This window comes from Metabacillus herbersteinensis, assembly GCF_042433335.1.
Lineage (GTDB): Bacteria > Bacillota > Bacilli > Bacillales > Bacillaceae > Metabacillus > Metabacillus herbersteinensis.
Window position 1 is genome coordinate 35160 of the sequence record NZ_JBHLVO010000023.1, and the last position, 16008, is coordinate 51167.

At 38.4% G+C, this 16008-nt stretch carries 15 protein-coding genes and 3 pseudogenes; 3 read left to right on the forward strand and 15 right to left on the reverse strand.

Annotated features, from left to right (window positions below; genetic code table 11):
* Positions 1–4 precede the first annotated feature (4 nt).
* Positions 5–1240 carry an MFS transporter gene (locus tag ACFFIX_RS20100; protein ID WP_378937232.1) on the forward strand — a complete coding sequence of 412 codons (1236 nt, stop codon included), beginning with the start codon at positions 5–7 and terminating at the stop codon, positions 1238–1240.
* A 146-nt stretch (positions 1241–1386) separates the two neighbouring features.
* Entirely contained in the window at positions 1387–2592 is a 1206-nt protein-coding gene (locus ACFFIX_RS20105) for a 3D domain-containing protein (protein ID WP_378937234.1), read from the forward strand.
* A gap of 258 nt (positions 2593–2850) precedes the next feature.
* On the opposite strand, the gene ACFFIX_RS20110 is transcribed toward ACFFIX_RS20105, so the two are convergent.
* The 13 genes and pseudogenes from ACFFIX_RS20110 to ACFFIX_RS20170 all read right to left on the reverse strand — a co-directional run.
* The gene (locus ACFFIX_RS20110; protein WP_378937236.1) at positions 2851–3582 is read right to left on the reverse strand and encodes a DUF4386 domain-containing protein; all 732 of its coding nucleotides are present in this window, start codon (positions 3580–3582) and stop codon (positions 2851–2853) included.
* Positions 3583–3645: 63 nt separating this feature from the next.
* The gene (locus ACFFIX_RS20115; protein ID WP_378937238.1) at positions 3646–3870 is read right to left on the reverse strand and encodes a helix-turn-helix transcriptional regulator; all 225 of its coding nucleotides are present in this window, start codon (positions 3868–3870) and stop codon (positions 3646–3648) included.
* Positions 3871–3872: 2 nt separating this feature from the next.
* A complete protein-coding gene (locus ACFFIX_RS20120; RefSeq protein WP_378937240.1) occupies positions 3873–4319 on the reverse strand; it encodes a hypothetical protein in 447 nt (148 codons plus the stop codon).
* A 95-nt stretch (positions 4320–4414) separates the two neighbouring features.
* Positions 4415–4657, reverse strand: a complete 243-nt coding sequence (locus ACFFIX_RS20125) for a GNAT family N-acetyltransferase (RefSeq protein ID WP_378937297.1) — start codon at positions 4655–4657, stop codon at positions 4415–4417.
* Between the two features lie 207 nt (positions 4658–4864).
* Positions 4865–5038 (reverse strand): hypothetical protein, encoded by a 174-nt coding sequence (locus tag ACFFIX_RS20130; RefSeq protein ID WP_378937242.1) that lies wholly within the window; start codon positions 5036–5038, stop codon positions 4865–4867.
* A 141-nt stretch (positions 5039–5179) separates the two neighbouring features.
* Positions 5180–5647, reverse strand: a complete 468-nt coding sequence (locus tag ACFFIX_RS20135) for a UPF0158 family protein (protein ID WP_378937244.1) — start codon at positions 5645–5647, stop codon at positions 5180–5182.
* Positions 5648–5710: 63 nt separating this feature from the next.
* Positions 5711–6412 carry a Type 1 glutamine amidotransferase-like domain-containing protein gene (locus tag ACFFIX_RS20140; RefSeq protein WP_378937246.1) on the reverse strand — a complete coding sequence of 234 codons (702 nt, stop codon included), beginning with the start codon at positions 6410–6412 and terminating at the stop codon, positions 5711–5713.
* 487 nt (positions 6413–6899) lie between these two features.
* Positions 6900–7763, reverse strand: a pseudogene (locus ACFFIX_RS20145) (transposase); the annotation flags it as partial.
* 512 nt (positions 7764–8275) lie between these two features.
* Positions 8276–8782, reverse strand: coding sequence for a dihydrodipicolinate synthase family protein (locus ACFFIX_RS20150; protein WP_378937298.1), 507 nt, complete (start codon positions 8780–8782; stop codon positions 8276–8278).
* A complete protein-coding gene (locus ACFFIX_RS20155) occupies positions 8770–9144 on the reverse strand; it encodes a dihydrodipicolinate synthase family protein (protein WP_378937300.1) in 375 nt (124 codons plus the stop codon). The genes ACFFIX_RS20150 and ACFFIX_RS20155 overlap by 13 nt, the downstream gene beginning before the upstream one ends.
* A gap of 551 nt (positions 9145–9695) precedes the next feature.
* Positions 9696–9911: a hypothetical protein gene (locus tag ACFFIX_RS20160; protein WP_378937248.1), complete on the reverse strand. Its 216-nt coding sequence runs from the start codon at positions 9909–9911 to the stop codon at positions 9696–9698.
* Between the two features lie 131 nt (positions 9912–10042).
* On the reverse strand, positions 10043–13186 hold the full coding sequence (locus tag ACFFIX_RS20165) for an alpha-L-rhamnosidase (RefSeq protein ID WP_378937250.1): 3144 nt from the start codon (positions 13184–13186) through the stop codon (positions 10043–10045).
* Between the two features lie 98 nt (positions 13187–13284).
* Positions 13285–13410, reverse strand: a pseudogene (locus ACFFIX_RS20170) (FIMAH domain-containing protein); the annotation flags it as partial.
* An 847-nt stretch (positions 13411–14257) separates the two neighbouring features.
* On the opposite strand from ACFFIX_RS20170, the gene ACFFIX_RS20175 reads away from it, so the two are divergent.
* Positions 14258–14419, forward strand: a complete 162-nt coding sequence (locus ACFFIX_RS20175) for a hypothetical protein (RefSeq protein WP_378937252.1) — start codon at positions 14258–14260, stop codon at positions 14417–14419.
* A 92-nt stretch (positions 14420–14511) separates the two neighbouring features.
* On the opposite strand, the pseudogene ACFFIX_RS20180 reads toward ACFFIX_RS20175, so the two are convergent.
* Both ACFFIX_RS20180 and ACFFIX_RS20185 read right to left on the reverse strand, forming a co-directional pair.
* Positions 14512–14941: pseudogene (locus tag ACFFIX_RS20180) on the reverse strand (reverse transcriptase domain-containing protein); the annotation flags it as partial.
* A gap of 606 nt (positions 14942–15547) precedes the next feature.
* Positions 15548–15739 carry an IDEAL domain-containing protein gene (locus ACFFIX_RS20185; RefSeq protein ID WP_378937254.1) on the reverse strand — a complete coding sequence of 64 codons (192 nt, stop codon included), beginning with the start codon at positions 15737–15739 and terminating at the stop codon, positions 15548–15550.
* Between the last annotated feature and the right edge of the window lie 269 nt (positions 15740–16008).

Genomic DNA, 16008 nt, shown 5'->3' on the forward strand with positions numbered 1-16008 from the left:
TTAGATGGGCGCTACCACGTTAATTAAAAATAATCATCATAAGGTAAAAGATGATACCAAAACCATGTACAATATTTTATTTATAATTGGGTTTTGTCATTTGCTCAACGATTCAATTCAGTCTGTTATTCCAGCGATGTTTCCAATTTTAGAGAAATCAATGGGTCTTACTTTCACTCAGCTAGGTTTAATTGCTTTTACACTGAACATGGTTTCCTCTGTGATGCAACCCGTTGTTGGTTGGTATTCGGATAAAAGGCCAGTGCCTTATGCACTTCCAATCGGATTAGCGATTAGTTTAATAGGGATTTTAGGCTTAGCACTAGCTCCTTCGTTTTATACTATTTTGGCAAGTGTCGTATTTATTGGCCTAGGGTCAGCCATTTTTCACCCTGAAGGTTCTCGGGTTGCCTTTATGGCAGCTGGAAGTCGAAGAGGACTTGCCCAATCAATCTATCAAGTTGGCGGAAATACTGGTTCTGCTTCTGCCCCATTAATTACAGCACTCATTCTTGTTCCAATGGGGCAGATAGGTGCGATGTGGTTCACGATTACCGCTGCACTTGCCGTTATCTTTCTTATTTATATTGCGAATTGGTACACATATCGACTAATTGCAATTAAAGAAAGCGATAGGAACAAAACTTCATCCAGCAAAAAGAGTCAGACTACCATTTCAAAGAAAACCATAATGGCTCTAGTAATCATCGTCTTTTTAATTTTTGCACGGTCCTGGTACTTAAGTGCACTAGGGAACTTCTATACGTTTTATGTGATTGAAAAACATGGAGCATCTATCGCCCAATCGCAAGTATATATTTTTATCTTTCTATTCATGGGGGCCGTTGGTACCTTTTTAGGTGGTCCCTTAGCAGATCGATTTGGAAAAAGAACCGTCATCCTATTATCGTTACTTGGAACAGCACCATTAGCTCTACTCCTTCCCTTTGTAGGGCCAATTAGTGCATATTTTGTTTTAGCTTTAATTGGACTTTTGTTAATGTCCAGTTTTTCTGTCACAGTTGTCTATGCACAAGAACTCATTCCTGGAAAAATAGGAACAATGTCTGGTTTGACTGTTGGTCTTGCTTTTGGAATGGGAGCAATCGGAGCTGTGGCTTTGGGATCATTAATTGATTCGTATGGGTTAACATCTACTATGATTGCCATTGCGTTTCTACCATTGTTAGGACTTTTAGCTTTCGTACTTCCAAGTGATCAAAAGCTTAAGGAAGTTTAGTAGATTCAACATTTAACGGTGAGAGAGAATGTCCATTCTCTCTCTTTTTTTGGTTTTTCAAATGAAATCTACTAAATTTAATCTAATTGTAATCTTAGCAACTCCATTTTCATGCTATAACAGTATTATGAGAAAGGGGTTGTTTTATGCGCATTTCAGGTCGTATGATTGCCACGCTTTCTATAAGCTTAACATTGCTTTCAACTTCAGTCGTGGCACAAGCAGAAACGAGTAATGATTCTTTGGAGAATACGAAACAAAAGCTTGAACAGAACGAAGAAAAAATAATCGAAAAACAAAAAGAACAGCAATCTGCTAATGATGCAATTAATAACATTCAAGGTGAATTGCAATCACTAGAAGAAATCATCCATAATAATCAAGCAGAATTAACATCCATTGAACATAAAATGGAAACTACATATCAATTAATTGAACAAAAAAAAGAAGAGATTATCATTCTCCAAGATAAAACGTTCGAAAGACAAAAAGTCATGGAAAAGAGATTCATCTCTCTTCAGCATCATGATCGTACCAATCTCGTCATAGACACACTGATCAATTCTGAGAGTATTACAAATTTTGTTGAACGTATTGGTGCAGTCGCTACATTATTAAACGCTGATAAAGAATTACTAGATCAACAACAAGTCGATCTTAAACAAATTGAAGATGATAAAAAAGAAATTGATGAACAAGAAAAACAGCTAGCTTCCCAACAAGAATCTTTAATAACCAAACAAGACGATTTACAACAAAACATTCAAAAAAGAAACGAATCTTTACTAGCAATGGAGAAAAGTTACCAAAGCTTATCAAAAGAAGTAACATTAGCGAATCAAGAAAAAGCGAGTATTGAATCCCAGCTAAGTGCTATTCAAACCACTATTAAGAATGAGCAGGCCGCAGAAAAGGAGCGAGCTGCTAAAGTAGCAGCAGCTAAAAAGAAAGAAGCAATTATTGTCACACAGGCTCCCGTTCAGGCTCCAGCTAAAGCTCAAACCGTGGCAGCTAAGCCGGCGAAAAAAGAGTCGAATTCTACTAATCAAGAAAAGCCAAGTCAAGGCCGTCAGTTATATGTAAGTGCTACTGCTTATAGCCATGAAGATACTGCTAGTGATATTACTGCAGCAGGTTATAACATAAAGAAAAATGCAAACATGAAGTTAATTGCTGTTGACCCAGCTATTATCCCTTTAGGTACTAAAGTTTGGGTAGAAGGATATGGTGTTGCGATTGCGGGTGACACTGGTGGAGCAATTATTGGTCATAAAATTGATGTTCTAATGCCATCAAGCGCTCAAGCCATCGCATGGGGACGCAAAACTGTTAAAATTGAAATCTTAGATTAATAGATCAGCAAAAGAGAACGTTTGATTTTAATAACGGGTTCCGTTTCCTATCGCAGAACTTGAATTTACACGGAAAAATGTACAACAAAAGGCACCGCAAAATGCGGTGCCTTTTGTTTGCAAAAATAAAATAGCCCAGTTCGATATGAACTGAGCTATTTCTTGTATTTATTTACAATCACTTCTTCAACTAAAGCACCTGTTCGTTTAAGAACATAGCTTCACAAAGTTAATAAAATATATTTGCAAAGAATCAGCCTAATTTACGAGTGTGCTAATATCTCGTCGCTTTCTTTTTTCAGACAGGGAAGCAAGTGCAGATTCATTGAATCCTTTAACGAGGAGCCATACGGCTAAAATCATTTCATTTGCTGCTACTGGTAACGCCAAAATACCACCCCAAACAGAAACTTGTTGAATGACACCGAACATGACTAACAAGGCACAAATAAAAACAAGAGTTGCCCCTGTCATACCCAAGATTGATATAAACCTCGGTACGAGCTTTGTTTTATAAAATATATAACTGTACATCATCGTATTTAGCCCCAGCATGAAGAGGGGACCAAGCATAAATGTCCAGTCATGTACTGCCCTTAATACTATACCTGAAGCTTGAAAAGAAGCGGTATCCGGGGCTCCTGCTGCTACAAATTCCCGGCTTAAGGTCAATAGGGACAGTACGCTGATTACACCAACAGTAATGATAATCGCTTCAAGAAACCTGAAGCAAACATGCCAAAGAGCTATAGTTTCATTATACTTTCTTAAAATCGGAAACATGGTAGTTGAAGTACCAATCGCTGATGCGACTAGAGTTAACTCCATAAGCGCTCCTAATATCACCTGGTTGGCGTGCTCGGAACCTTTAATCAGGTAATCAGGGCCTTTTAGGATTGGAGCGTATAAATTAAGACCTATTATCGCCGTAACGGCTGCAAGTATAAACAGTACCCCCACAATTTTTGCTGCTTTTTTGTTTGAATTCATTTTTTATCCCCTTCTCTTAATAAATTCAATAACGGTAAAGCAAAAACAATACAATAATAGTTCTTACAGCGTTGTGTTGTCCCCATAAAAGAATACCTCTTCTAACGGTAAGTTAAAGGCGTGAGCAATGCGAAAAGCCAGTTCTAGAGATGGGGAGTAGTTTCCCTTTTCGAGAGCCACGATTGTTTGTCTTGTTACGCCCGCCTTGTCAGCTAATTGCTTCTGAGTCATTTCATCATGGTTGAATCGTAATTTACGGATGTGATTGCCGACAAGATTTTTGCCCACTCTTACACTCCTTTCCGATAGTGATAAAATTTTGTAACGGAGCCGGTCACATCGGAAATGAATCCTGAAATGATTAGGATAATGAACATCACCTGAGACGGCTGATAGATGAACAGCGAACCCATTGCAAGAAGAAAACCGACGATAAACACAAAAAAAGAATTTCGGTTCGCTTTCAAGTCAATTAACTTATCGAGTTCATCCGCAAATGCTGGTTCCTTTTCTCTGGTTGTTATTCTAAAGACAATGTTAAAAATTATGCTGATAATGATATGTGAGACTATTGAAAACAAAGTAAGGATGAGGACGAAGGTACCCCAATAACGAAAGGTTTCCGTCGACTCCAGACCCCCGCCAGGGTACCGCGGGTACATGTACAAACAATAAAAACCAAAAATGAGTATGGCACTGAACAACGATACGATGCTCTTCTTTTCTTGATAGGTCATGGTTTACACCTCCTGTCTATTCCATTTTACACCAAGTAAGGTATAATGTACATAATGTATTATAAACTTTACATAAAGTAAACTATAGATTACGTTTAATAGTCCGGACACATCCTTATAGGGCAGTGTTCCGAGCTTCTGAAGACGTAACTGGTATCAGCTTGTTCGGTATCTGTCTGAAGCACTAAAACTTTAAAATAGTTTTTTGCTTCGTAAATTATTTTTTTTAACAAGAGACTTCCAAGACCGTTTCTTCTATACTCTCTACTAACGTAAAACCTTCTCAACCTACCTATATTTGGTTCATTTGAGAAAGGGTCTATATTAAGTCCACCAATAGCAACAAGTACACCTTGTTCATTAAAAACACCATATAAAGCCTCGCCTAGATTATTAAAATTATTTGTACCTTTTTATAATCATCGACTAACCTTTTTACAAAAAGAAAACCCTCTTTTTTGCTTTCCGTCACTAAAATATTTAAATCAATATTAAGCAGATTAGTTATTTGCTTTATCTCGTACTCTCCCATATACCCTTAATTTCTAACTCTTATCCTTAAAAATTATCTTAGCAATTACTGCACCAACAATAGTTGTTATGCCTGCGAAAATACCCGCATATATTTGTTTATCCCATTCTATAAAAGAACTTGAAACGGTAACTACTGTGGCAACAAACGCCGATGTAAATATGATTTGTGGAGTATTTAATTTCATTTTTGATCTCCCCTTGTATTTTACAAAGAATTCCTGTACTATCCAGCCCCGTTAGTGAAAGATGAAAAGCATTACTTCTTGATTTGAAGCAATGCTCATCGTTAGCTAAAATCATCTAACCACCTTAGATTGATTATTAATTTATTCAATATAGTTTATTTTATTATCTCGGCACCATTTAATCACTATTTGTTTTAAACGATCATCACGATATGAATACCATTGATCCTCGATTTCATATTCTATTGTTTTGTCTTTAAATCTTCTAAAGGCACCCTTTCCCTTAATTGATCTTAATAATATATCTTGTTCTCTTTGGTCACTGATTGTTAGGCAAAAGTCTTCCATAATTTCATATTCATTGATTTCATATTTAGTTGGTAACTCTATGTAATTCTCAAAGTTTTCAACAACATCATTAGCAACCATTAAATTTTCTTGTTGCCAACGCTGTAAATGATCCAATGCTTCTTCATCTTCAACAGCTCTTATGTCATCTGAAGTTACTACAATTATTTCACCTGTTTTAATATTTAGAAATGTTCGAGACTCTTCAAACTGTATTTCCATTTCTTCAATAATAGCTTGAAGCTTTACTTGAATACTCATAGTTACTGAATCACCTCTATAATTTTTTACTATTGCACTCGTTAGTTGAAGATGAACAATTTATTATATTGAAGTTTTTGCTCTTTCGATAAACTTTTGTTTTAATAATTCATTTTCTATAACTTGAAACTCCCACGCCTTTGAAGGTTCTCCAATAATTTCATAAGTATCATTTGTTAAATACAAAGCACAATTGTCTTCTAAAGCAATTGCGTGTTCATTTTCATTGCCATTTTGCAATAGCAATCGATGAAACTCATTAGCTCTATCCATTTGATTGTAATGTGGACAAAAGATTTTGTTAATCATATTCCAGCCTGGACTCTCTATGTAGCCTTCACCTTCATAATTGGTACGTATTCCACATTTAAACCAACATATAGCTCCTGCACTAATGCCTGCGATTAAAGTGTCGTTTTGTAAAGCTTCGACTAATCTTTGGTTTATTTTGTATTCTTTCCACTTTTCCATCATATTTATATAATTTCCGCCACCAAGGTATATTAGGTCAGCAGAGTTAATCATCTTTTTTATTTCAGCTTCACTTGGATTATTATTTATACAACGCAGCACATTAACGTGACATTCTAACTGCTTTTCAAAAATCTCTGTGAATTCTGTTATATAATCCTCGTTATCATTGCTTGCGGTAGGTATAAACAAAACTTTGGGATTGGTCTTCTCAACAAGTTCAACAATTCTTTTATTAATATGAAAATTATCTGTATGTTTTACAAATCCTCCACCTATTAAAGCTAACCTCATTATTAAAGAACACCACGCATTCGATTATCTATCTTTTTAACCTTCGATACTGGAGCATAAATCCTTCTTCAACTCCCTCAGTTCAATACGTATATCTCTCGAATGCTCACTTATTCGCAGGATTTCATAACCCTTGTATTTGGAGTTACAGATAAATGAAATGAGTTCAGATCATTTTGGCTTCAGTTAAATAAAGGAGTCAGCTACCACTCCACATTTTACCATATAATGTACATCTCCACGCCGCCCCTGGAGGCTTTCCCTCCCATGTCTCAACGGGTCAAATTGCCCTCTCATTCCTTCGTCATGCCTATCCAAGGGGTGGAGGCCAGTTATGCTAACCTGATGGGTCACAGTGTCCTTTTGTTGAATAAACCTGGTACTCCGTACATATTTGAAATCCTACGAATAAGACAACATTCAAAATTAAAGATAACTAATTTAAGGTAATACTTTTTAAAACTAGTGTTTTAAAGTCTACTGATTCCTATGCTGCTAAAAAAGGGATTGAGGCTTGGATCTTATTTGGACAGTAAGACTCGTTTCGTCGTGCTATTCCTACAAAAATCCTTGCTAGTTTGCCTATCAGTTTCATGATTGATTTCATTTTCTTCATCTTCTTGACCTTTACATTATGGGAATGGATGGCTTTAAACTCAGGGTTATTCATCACAAGGCTAATGGTTGCTAGGTAGAGGAAACGCCTTAGTCTAGACCTTCCACGCTTTGAGATGACAATCTGACCTTTCCATTTTCCTGAACTTGCTTCAGCTAGATGTAATCCTCCATGTCGTAATAAAGAGTTCCCATGAGAAAAACCACTTAAATCTCCTGCCTCACCTAATATACCAGCTAATGAGATTTCACTTATTCCTTTAATCATAAGCAGTTTCTTTGCGTATGGTATTTGATTGAGAACATCTTTAACTTGTTGTTCAACTCTTTCGAGTTGTATTACAGCGAGGTCATATTCCTCTAATAATTGTTCTAAATGGAATTTATAAGCGTCTAGTGCTTGTCCAGTTCCAATAGAGGTTTTTGCTAGTTGGATCAGTAATTGTGCCTTTTTAGGCCCTGGTTGTCTTTTCATTAATGACTTCCATCCCCTCATAACATCTAGGGACTGCAGGCAAGAAATTTCATCTGGAGTAGGAAAGAGACGAAGGGTTGCGATTGCCCCTTTACACGTGACATCTTTAAATGCCTGTCTGAATTCTGGAAAGACAATATCTACCCATCTATTTATCTGATTACTAGAGCTAACGAGACGTTTAACAATCACATCACGATTAGACATTAGAACTCTAAGCTTTTCGAATGATTCTGATGTTGGACGAACATAGGAATAATAGCAATCCTCTGAACTTCCTACAATATATATCATTTGGTACGATGTTGATATGCCTGTGGACTTTCTCTCACTGGATAAACAATGAGTTTACCGATGATAGAGTGCAGGATAGAGATTTTTATTAGTCAACAATTTCAAAATATTCCGATGGAGTATATCTAGTATAATAGATAAATAAGAGTGAACACTATTTTCCATTAGAGACGCGCGCTTTATATTGAGCGGCCGGCATGATACCCTATTTAGGTTAAGTCAGATTCATTGGTACATCTGGCTTCATGGCTCATGATCTTGCCCTCATAGGCTCAATGTAAAGTGACAAAGTGACAATATGCCCCAGCTAACTTCCAGTAAAGTGTTCACTTCTATTTAGCATAAAGTATTCAAAGTTATCAGGCGGCTACACCGTTCTGGATTAACTGAGTAGTTCCTTTTAATAGTTGTTTCAAACAAAGATTAAAAAACAAACTGGATAAATGTTGAACTAGCATTATGAATAATCAAAGCGTACTTTAACTAATTCTTATATTAATCATAGCCTCATCGATAATGTTTTTCATCTTACTTTTATCATCTTGACTTATTTCTAGCATCGGACTTCTTACAAATCCTCCTTGGTATCCCATGAGGTCACACGCATACTTCAGTCCTGGAATGCCGTATGTTCCAGTAACTGCCGTATTCACAGGGAACATAGTTTGGTATATTTCCCTTGCTGCTAAAATATCTCCTGCTTCATAGAACTCTTGTACCTTTGCACATTCAATTGGATTACAGTTTGCTAAAGCCAAAATCGCTGCGTCTACTCCAAGGGTTAGAACAGGGAATAATGCTGAAGCCGTACCTACTATTAAATTAAAATCCTCGGGTACTATCCTTTTAAAAGTAGCAAGTTGTGGAACATCACCGGTACTATCCTTCATTCCAATAATGTTTGCATGATCGCTTAAAACCTCTACCGCATCAGCTTTTATATTAACTCCGGTAAACTTTGGAACGTTATAAATTAAAATTGGAATGTCGCTGTATTATTAGCTACATTAGTAAAGTATTTAATAAGTGCTTTAGAAGTCATTGCTCCGCTATAATAAAAAGGGGTTAATATTAATGCCGCTTGTACGCCAATCTTTGCAGCCTTGTTTGTAAGGTTAATAGTTTCCCTGGTAGACTCCATTCCAGTGCCAGCCATTATTAAAAGATCCTTTTCGGCTGATTGTACGGTTTCCTTCAAAATTGTCAATTTTTCATCTTCTGTTAGATAAACCGTTTCACTATTGGAGCCAAGCGCTAAATAGCCCGACACTTTGTTCTTGTTCCATTTTTCTATATTTTGTACAAAGCTCTCATAATCTACATTTCCATTTTCCTGAAATGGCGTTATAACAGGTGGAACTTCAACCTAAAGTTGGTCTTAGTCTTAGTGCAATATCTAGGCTGGTAACACGCATGGAAAGTTATCAAAATAACCACATTGTAAAGAAATCCACCTATTTTAGAAGATAAACGGAGTAGTACTGTTACGCTAACTATTGAAGGAGAAGAATTGCTCGCTTTAATTGAAGTGACATTAAACGATAAATTACGCGGATTTTTAACAGATAGTGACTTAGAACACATACTTAAAATTGCAAATGAATAAAAATTAGATAGCTGTATCTTACTATCAGTGGAGAATTCTGTAATAAATGAAGTGGAAAGCTCTCTCTAGTTTATAGTGAAATTCTATTTCTACTAAAGGGGGCTTTTTTCAAAGATTTGATCTGCAAATGCTGAGTTTTTTCTTAAATAACAAACGAGTTAGGTTAGTGGAATTCAAGAGATATTCGTATCAATCTGAGGGAGTCGAATAAAAAAAGCCGATACCCCTAAACACCTCAAAAACTGAAGCTACAACTACTTTTATCCATTCCATTACTATATACACCTCAATGTTTATTTTGCAAAAAAACAAAAGCCTAGGAGAAAACTGATAGCAGTTTCTCCTAGGCTTTTGTCCTTCCGTGAAACAAGATTGTACGAATAATTCTCTTCTTCTATGTGCATTTCCTTCATTTCTTGGTGAAAGAATTCTTCAAATGTTTGTTCTTTTAAACATCCAACTAAAAACACGATAAAAAGTAAACATCCGAAAATTATCTTTTTTTTCAATTTTATCCCCTATAAAAATCTTCTTATAATATCCTGCTCCGATTGCTTAATATCAATTATTTCAAAGCCAGGCGTCCAACTCAATCTTTTTTTCTTCGAAACGTTCAACAAGGGATTTAATTCGGATACATTTAATACTCTGCGTTAAATATATAGCTGCCGGAACCCACTTCGTAAACAGCATATCCGTCTTCCATACCAGTGAACTTTACACCATCCGCTTTATGAGCCAGCTGATCCCCCTCGGTAACTGCCTTCTGACTGTCAGCTGGGACATAAACGATTGCCGTGGTGTTCACAGGAATTTCAACTTTGAGTGAGATTTTTCCGTCCTTATGTTGTTTCCAACTGGACAAAACGTCACCTTTGACAGTTTTCAATCTCCCCTCTGCCTGTTTCAAATCTTTCGGCATGTATGGCTTGATCTTCACTTTTTTATAACCAGGTTCCTCCGGTTGGATCCCGGCAAGGTATGCGTAGAACCATTCACTAACCGAACCGAAAAAGTGGTGGCTCTGGGAACGGGAGGTCAGTTCCCAATTTTCAAGCAACGCTGTCGCGCCGTTTTCAATCCAGTGTCCCCAACTCGGAAACGTGCGCTGCGTAGCAATGGTGTAGGCAAGGTCTTTATAACCGTGTTCTGTCAGTACTGGAAGCAGAAACTTCGTCCCAACAATACCGGTGTTCAGATGATTACCATGCTTTTCAACGTCCTTCACGAGGTTGGCAACAACATCTTTTTCATGACCCTTAGGTACTAGACCAAACGCAAGTGGAACGGCGTTAGATGTCTGACGGTATCCGGCATCGCGGTCAGTATTGTAAACATTTGTTTCTTCATTAAAGAATTCTGCATTAAACGCAGCCTTAATGGCCGAAGCCCTTTCTTCGTACATACTTACTTTTGAGTCATCACCGAGAATCTTGGCTACGCTGGATAACGTAGTAGCAAAACGGTAATAGTATGCAGTAGAGGTAAGATCTGGCCCTTCTGGCGGTGTCCCGACGTATCCTGGCGAAATCCAGTCGCCAAGTCCCATCCGTACAATATGTCCGTCGGCTTTCGAACCAATATAATCTAAATAAAGCTTCATTTCTTCGTAGATGTTAGCTAGTATCCGTTTATCCCCATAGTGACGATACATCTCCCATGGAATTTCAAACATCACCGCATCCCATATCGGCGTCGGTCCTTGTGAAGCATTCCATCCGGGGGCACCTTCATAACTAAAGCCACTCGTCGGTACAATATCCGGAATTTCTCCGCTCGGTCTTTGTGAATCACGTACATCGTTGAGCCATTTTGTGTAAAAACGCGGCATATGGAAATTGTAAATGGATGATGCAGCCATAATTTGGGCATCACCGGTCCAACCGTTTTTCTCATAAACAGGAGTATCGGTTATTACATCGTACAAATTGTTTAAATAAGCACGTCGCACATTTTGGTTAATTTGATTAATGAGTGGATTTGAACTCGAAAATTCACCTGTTGAAGCAACCGATGTATGAATCACATATCCTTTAAGGCTATCGAGTGTCGGTTTCCCCGGGTAGCCTGAAACTCTAATGTACTGGTAACCCTTGTAACTGAATTTAGGTTTCCACGTTTCGACGCCTTCACCGTTTAAAATGTAATGATCTGTCTGAAGCGGCCCGCTAACAAAGGCTTGTCTGGTATTGACACCCTTTTCAGATTTCTCACCATAGCTAAGTGTTACCTCTGTCCCTCGGGGACCCTCCACTTGGAGCTCAGCCCAACCGGCTACATTTATTCCGAAATCGAACTCATAAACACCTGGCTCGATTTCTTCCACTGACTTAGGGCGGATGGTGTCAATTTCCTTAATCGGCTCATGCTGAAATGCATGCAATTCACCGTCAGGCGCTTCTACCTTCGATACCTTGTTCCACTCCTTGTCATTGAACCCTGAAGATGTCCAACCGTTCTGAACAAGCCGGGCATCGTACACTTCCCCTTCGTAAAGCGAATCAAAGCGCGTCGGACCTTCCGTTGCCCGCCAAGACTCGTCACTTACAATCGTATCTGTGCTACCGTCCTTATATTCAATGTCCAACCGTAACAATAACTTTGGATCATCGTGCCAAGGGGCCGTATGCCAAAACCATATAGTTGGTGAAGTTAAGCCATACTTTCCGCGTCCAAGCTCGACACCGATGGCATTGTCACCTTTATTAAGTTGCTTTGTTACGTCATAGGTTGTGTACAATACACGTTTCTCATAATTCGTAGAGTTCGGATCAAGCACACGATCTCCGACTTTTTCTCCGTTAAGAGCTAATTCATAAAACCCTAATCCGCTCACGTAGATCCGCGCCTGCTTTACTGGTTTCTCAACAGGAAACTCCTTGCGAAGAAGAGGAGCCGGAGCGGGCGATGTCTCAACACGCAAGGTTCGATCACCGTTGACCGGCTTACCGTCTGCAAAAGCCGTCCCGCCAGGGTAAACATCATCGGTATGACTATACCATCCAATATCCCCTTCTAGGTCGGAAGCTTCCAAGTAATATATTCCTGCCGGGAGCTCTTCCTCTAGCTCAAATGAAACCCAAGATGCGTTTCTAAAATTAGCAAATCGTTTTTCTGCAAGGACTTTCCCTTGCGGATCTTCCTCATAAATTTTCAAGGTAAAAGCAGAGTCCGGGTTCCCCCAATTGGGAATTTGTACGTCAAGAGTGGAAAACTTCCCTTTCATCGTAAATGACTGCCCTAATGTGTGCCCACTCTCTAATCTTGGCGTCACGTTACGAACAGAGGTATCGATGGGCACCCCGTATTCTCCTTCTAGACCTATCCACTCTGCCTGCCAAGCAGATTCATCAAGCAAACCCATCTCCCACCAAGCGGGCTTGCTCCACTTTGAGGGCTTTTCACCGTTTTTGTCCCACACTTTCACACGCCAATAATAGCGCTTTTTAGATTCTAATTCTTTTCCTTCGTACACGATGTTAACCGACTCGTCGGATTCAACCTTACCCGTATCCCAAAGGTCTGGTTTATTTTTTAATAATTGACTTTTATTACTTGCCACCTGGATTTGGTAAGCAGTTTGCTTCTGCCCTCTATCACTGGACTCCAACTCCCAGCTAAGCCGCGGTTCTGTCACATCAATGCCAAGTGGGTTGTTGGTATATTCTGTTCTCAAATTAGTAACCTCTATGTTCTTATCCGATTTACCGAATGCTTTGTTCGCTATTGGCAGTACCGTTATAATAAGAACAATGGACAATAATAGGCTTAAAGTTTTTCTCATATTTTTCTCTTCCCCCTTTTTCTTCTATTCATGACCTTTTAAATCTCCCTGTAACTAGTTCCTTCTTTCCTAGCGACAGGGTAGTAGATTTTGAAAACCTACCGCAACCTCTTGATCAAAGAATCAGTATTAGCCTTGAGCGTGTGATACAGCCCCCTGGTAATATGATCATTCTCGAGCTGATGATCAAGTAGTTGTATAAAGCTTTCTATGAGTTTGATGACTTTTTCCGTTAATCCCTATTCTTTATACAGTCCGGCCGCTGTTAAATGAATGGACTGCACTTGCGTTCGCTATTTCACCCCCTTAATAGTTGAATGGGTTCGGTTTGGAATCTTCCCATGGGTATATCAATCTAAAAATTCACATCAGTCTATTAAGTAAAGAATCCGTCTGATCCTTAAGTGTGTTATATGCCTGCTCGGTGATCAAATCATTTTCTTTCTTTCTCCCTCAACTAATGCGTGTGCTATCATTCCAGCCATATAGCCTATATCCATTGGGTTCCAAAGGTACTTCCTCACCACTTTCAAACTATGTTTAGGTCTTATTCACTACCTTCATAAGGATAACGCTTACAATCAATTAGTCGCTCTGAATTAAACAGGCACAAATTTGAAAGTTTATTTCCTTCCATCTCTATTCTAAATAATGGGAATATTCAATAAAAGGGGACGATCCTCTGATAAGGGGGGTAATTTTCGGAAGATCACCAAAAATCGAAAATGACCACCCATGACAGGGATACGAAAATGAGACTTTCGTGCATTCACATGAGTACCATTCTGGGTGTTTTTGCACATCCCCCGAAAAAGGGGAATAGCACCCGAACATTCACTGAATGGCGGGTGCGACCACTAAGTCAAGCTTTTCTAATTGACCCACGTTTTTCAATCTCACGATATAACGTTTTACATGATTCCCAGACTATTAATCTCTTATACATTTAAAATAAAATTTTTTTTATAAATTTTCTACTGAAAACAAAAAGTAATTGATTTCTTTCCAATTCTTGATGAAGGCCTCATTGAATTTTCTTTTGATTATTCCCTTATGTTTTGGGGTGTGAGGTTGGCTTTATCTACAACTCAAATCTATTTACATATCACAATTACTGATTTAAAAGAACTTTCAAAGCAACACCCTATGCGAAAAATGCGCACCATTATGGGGCTAAAGGGAGATCCCATCAGTTCTTTTCAGACACCTTACGGTATTCGAACAGGTACATAATAAAATAAAGAGTAATCATGCGATACAGTTAGCATTTAACAGTATTTTAGGTGTTTGTTCACCTTAAAGGTTATATTCCGTCATAAATTAATGTCGCTAAATCCTTGTAAGTCTATGTCGACTACCCAGCGATAACCTTCTTCTATATATCTCTTCGCTTGTCTGACTCCATCATGACCCCGTTTGTTTGGTCGAAACCCATAACTTTGTGTTGAAAAGGTTGGATCAAATAGAGGGGTTAACACTTGAGTAATCGCCTGTTGAATGAAGCGATCTGTTACGGTAGGTATACCTAATAACCTTATTCCTCCGTTCGGTTTTGGGATTTCAACACGACGGACAGGAGAAGGTTTATAGGTACCCTCTTTCAAGGAAGTTTTGAGTGTATCCCATGTTTCAAGGATATGTCTTCGTAGGTCTTTTACGGACATATTGTCTATTCCATGGCTTCTTTTTATTTCTTTCTACTCGTTTTAATGCGTGTAGGTGATTATCCCGTGACAAGATTCGTTCCATCAACATCAAGATGTTCCTTTCTACGTGAACATTACGTTCTCTTTAAATGAGTTCTTTACTAAGCCCTCCCAATGTCCCCTATGGAATTCACCATTTCCTCCATTTGGGTAGGTTCCGCTAGGAATTTTCTGCTTTCAGCCATAAGAACCGTTTGCCGAGTGTTTGTTCTCCTAAATGGTTCAGTCCTTCCTTAATTCTCTCGAGTGAATCAAGTACTATGACTTCGGTTGACTTCTGATTATTCAGCTATCTATCACTAGATAGCTTACCAAGTGTACTTGGCTTGTTAATCAGATCTCCCCGGGTAAGAATGCAATCTTTCCTTCCATCTATCTGCTTCATTTACTTTGTATCACCTTCGGCAGAAAGGACTTTGTTTTGTTAGGCAAACTCATCCAATGATACCTAGCCTTATATGAAGTTCGTGTTCCTCAGACCGGAAGTTTGCCGCTCGCTTCCTTCAGATTCCATGTCACCATGGACACCCTTGCGTTAAGCTAACTGTTACTTCTGCCTTCACAGTTCGGGACTCGCACCCTATAGATTGCACCCATGCCGGGCGCACCTACAAATAAAAAGACCTCCGAAGAGGTCCTTTTGGTTGTTACCATTTTAAGAAATAATCTTTAACTCCTCTATTAATCGTAGGAATTTCCCCTTGTCTCTAACTTGTAACGTCTGGTCGATTTCCTTAAGGATTTGATCTTTCCGGAAATCAAGCAGGGCTTTGTCTAACACCATTTCAGCAAATAGAGAATCCATGACATTTACAGGTTGTGGTGCATTAAGCAAATTGTTTTCCATAGGAATTCAACTCCTCAATCATTTTTCTATTACCTAAAATATCAGACTATTAAAATATTAGTTTTATGTAGGAACTTTCTGGTGCAAAACTAGACAAACTGAACACTAACCTTCTTATTTCGGAAGAAGCATGAAAGCTCCATAAAAAGGGTAAGTATCTATCTGCCCTTTTCCTTGTATAGGCCCCACCTACGCCAAATACAATGACGGCCACACGTGCCATCCAACCCATAATTATTATAACTGAAAACGCTTACATTTGTAAAGGT

Excerpts from the sequence above, each read along its gene's own strand:
- ACFFIX_RS20100 (WP_378937232.1), top strand. The coding sequence starts at position 5 with ATGGGCGCTACCACGTTAATTAAAAATAATCATCATAAGGTAAAAGAT.
- ACFFIX_RS20105 (WP_378937234.1), top strand. The coding sequence starts at position 1,387 with ATGCGCATTTCAGGTCGTATGATTGCCACGCTTTCTATAAGCTTAACA.
- ACFFIX_RS20110 (WP_378937236.1), bottom strand. The coding sequence starts at position 3,582 with ATGAATTCAAACAAAAAAGCAGCAAAAATTGTGGGGGTACTGTTTATA.
- ACFFIX_RS20120 (WP_378937240.1), bottom strand. The coding sequence starts at position 4,319 with ATGACCTATCAAGAAAAGAAGAGCATCGTATCGTTGTTCAGTGCCATA.
- ACFFIX_RS20130 (WP_378937242.1), bottom strand. The coding sequence starts at position 5,038 with ATGAAATTAAATACTCCACAAATCATATTTACATCGGCGTTTGTTGCC.
- ACFFIX_RS20135 (WP_378937244.1), bottom strand. The coding sequence starts at position 5,647 with ATGAGTATTCAAGTAAAGCTTCAAGCTATTATTGAAGAAATGGAAATA.
- ACFFIX_RS20140 (WP_378937246.1), bottom strand. The coding sequence starts at position 6,412 with ATGAGGTTAGCTTTAATAGGTGGAGGATTTGTAAAACATACAGATAAT.
- ACFFIX_RS20165 (WP_378937250.1), bottom strand. The coding sequence starts at position 13,186 with ATGAGAAAAACTTTAAGCCTATTATTGTCCATTGTTCTTATTATAACG.
- ACFFIX_RS20185 (WP_378937254.1), bottom strand. The coding sequence starts at position 15,739 with ATGGAAAACAATTTGCTTAATGCACCACAACCTGTAAATGTCATGGAT.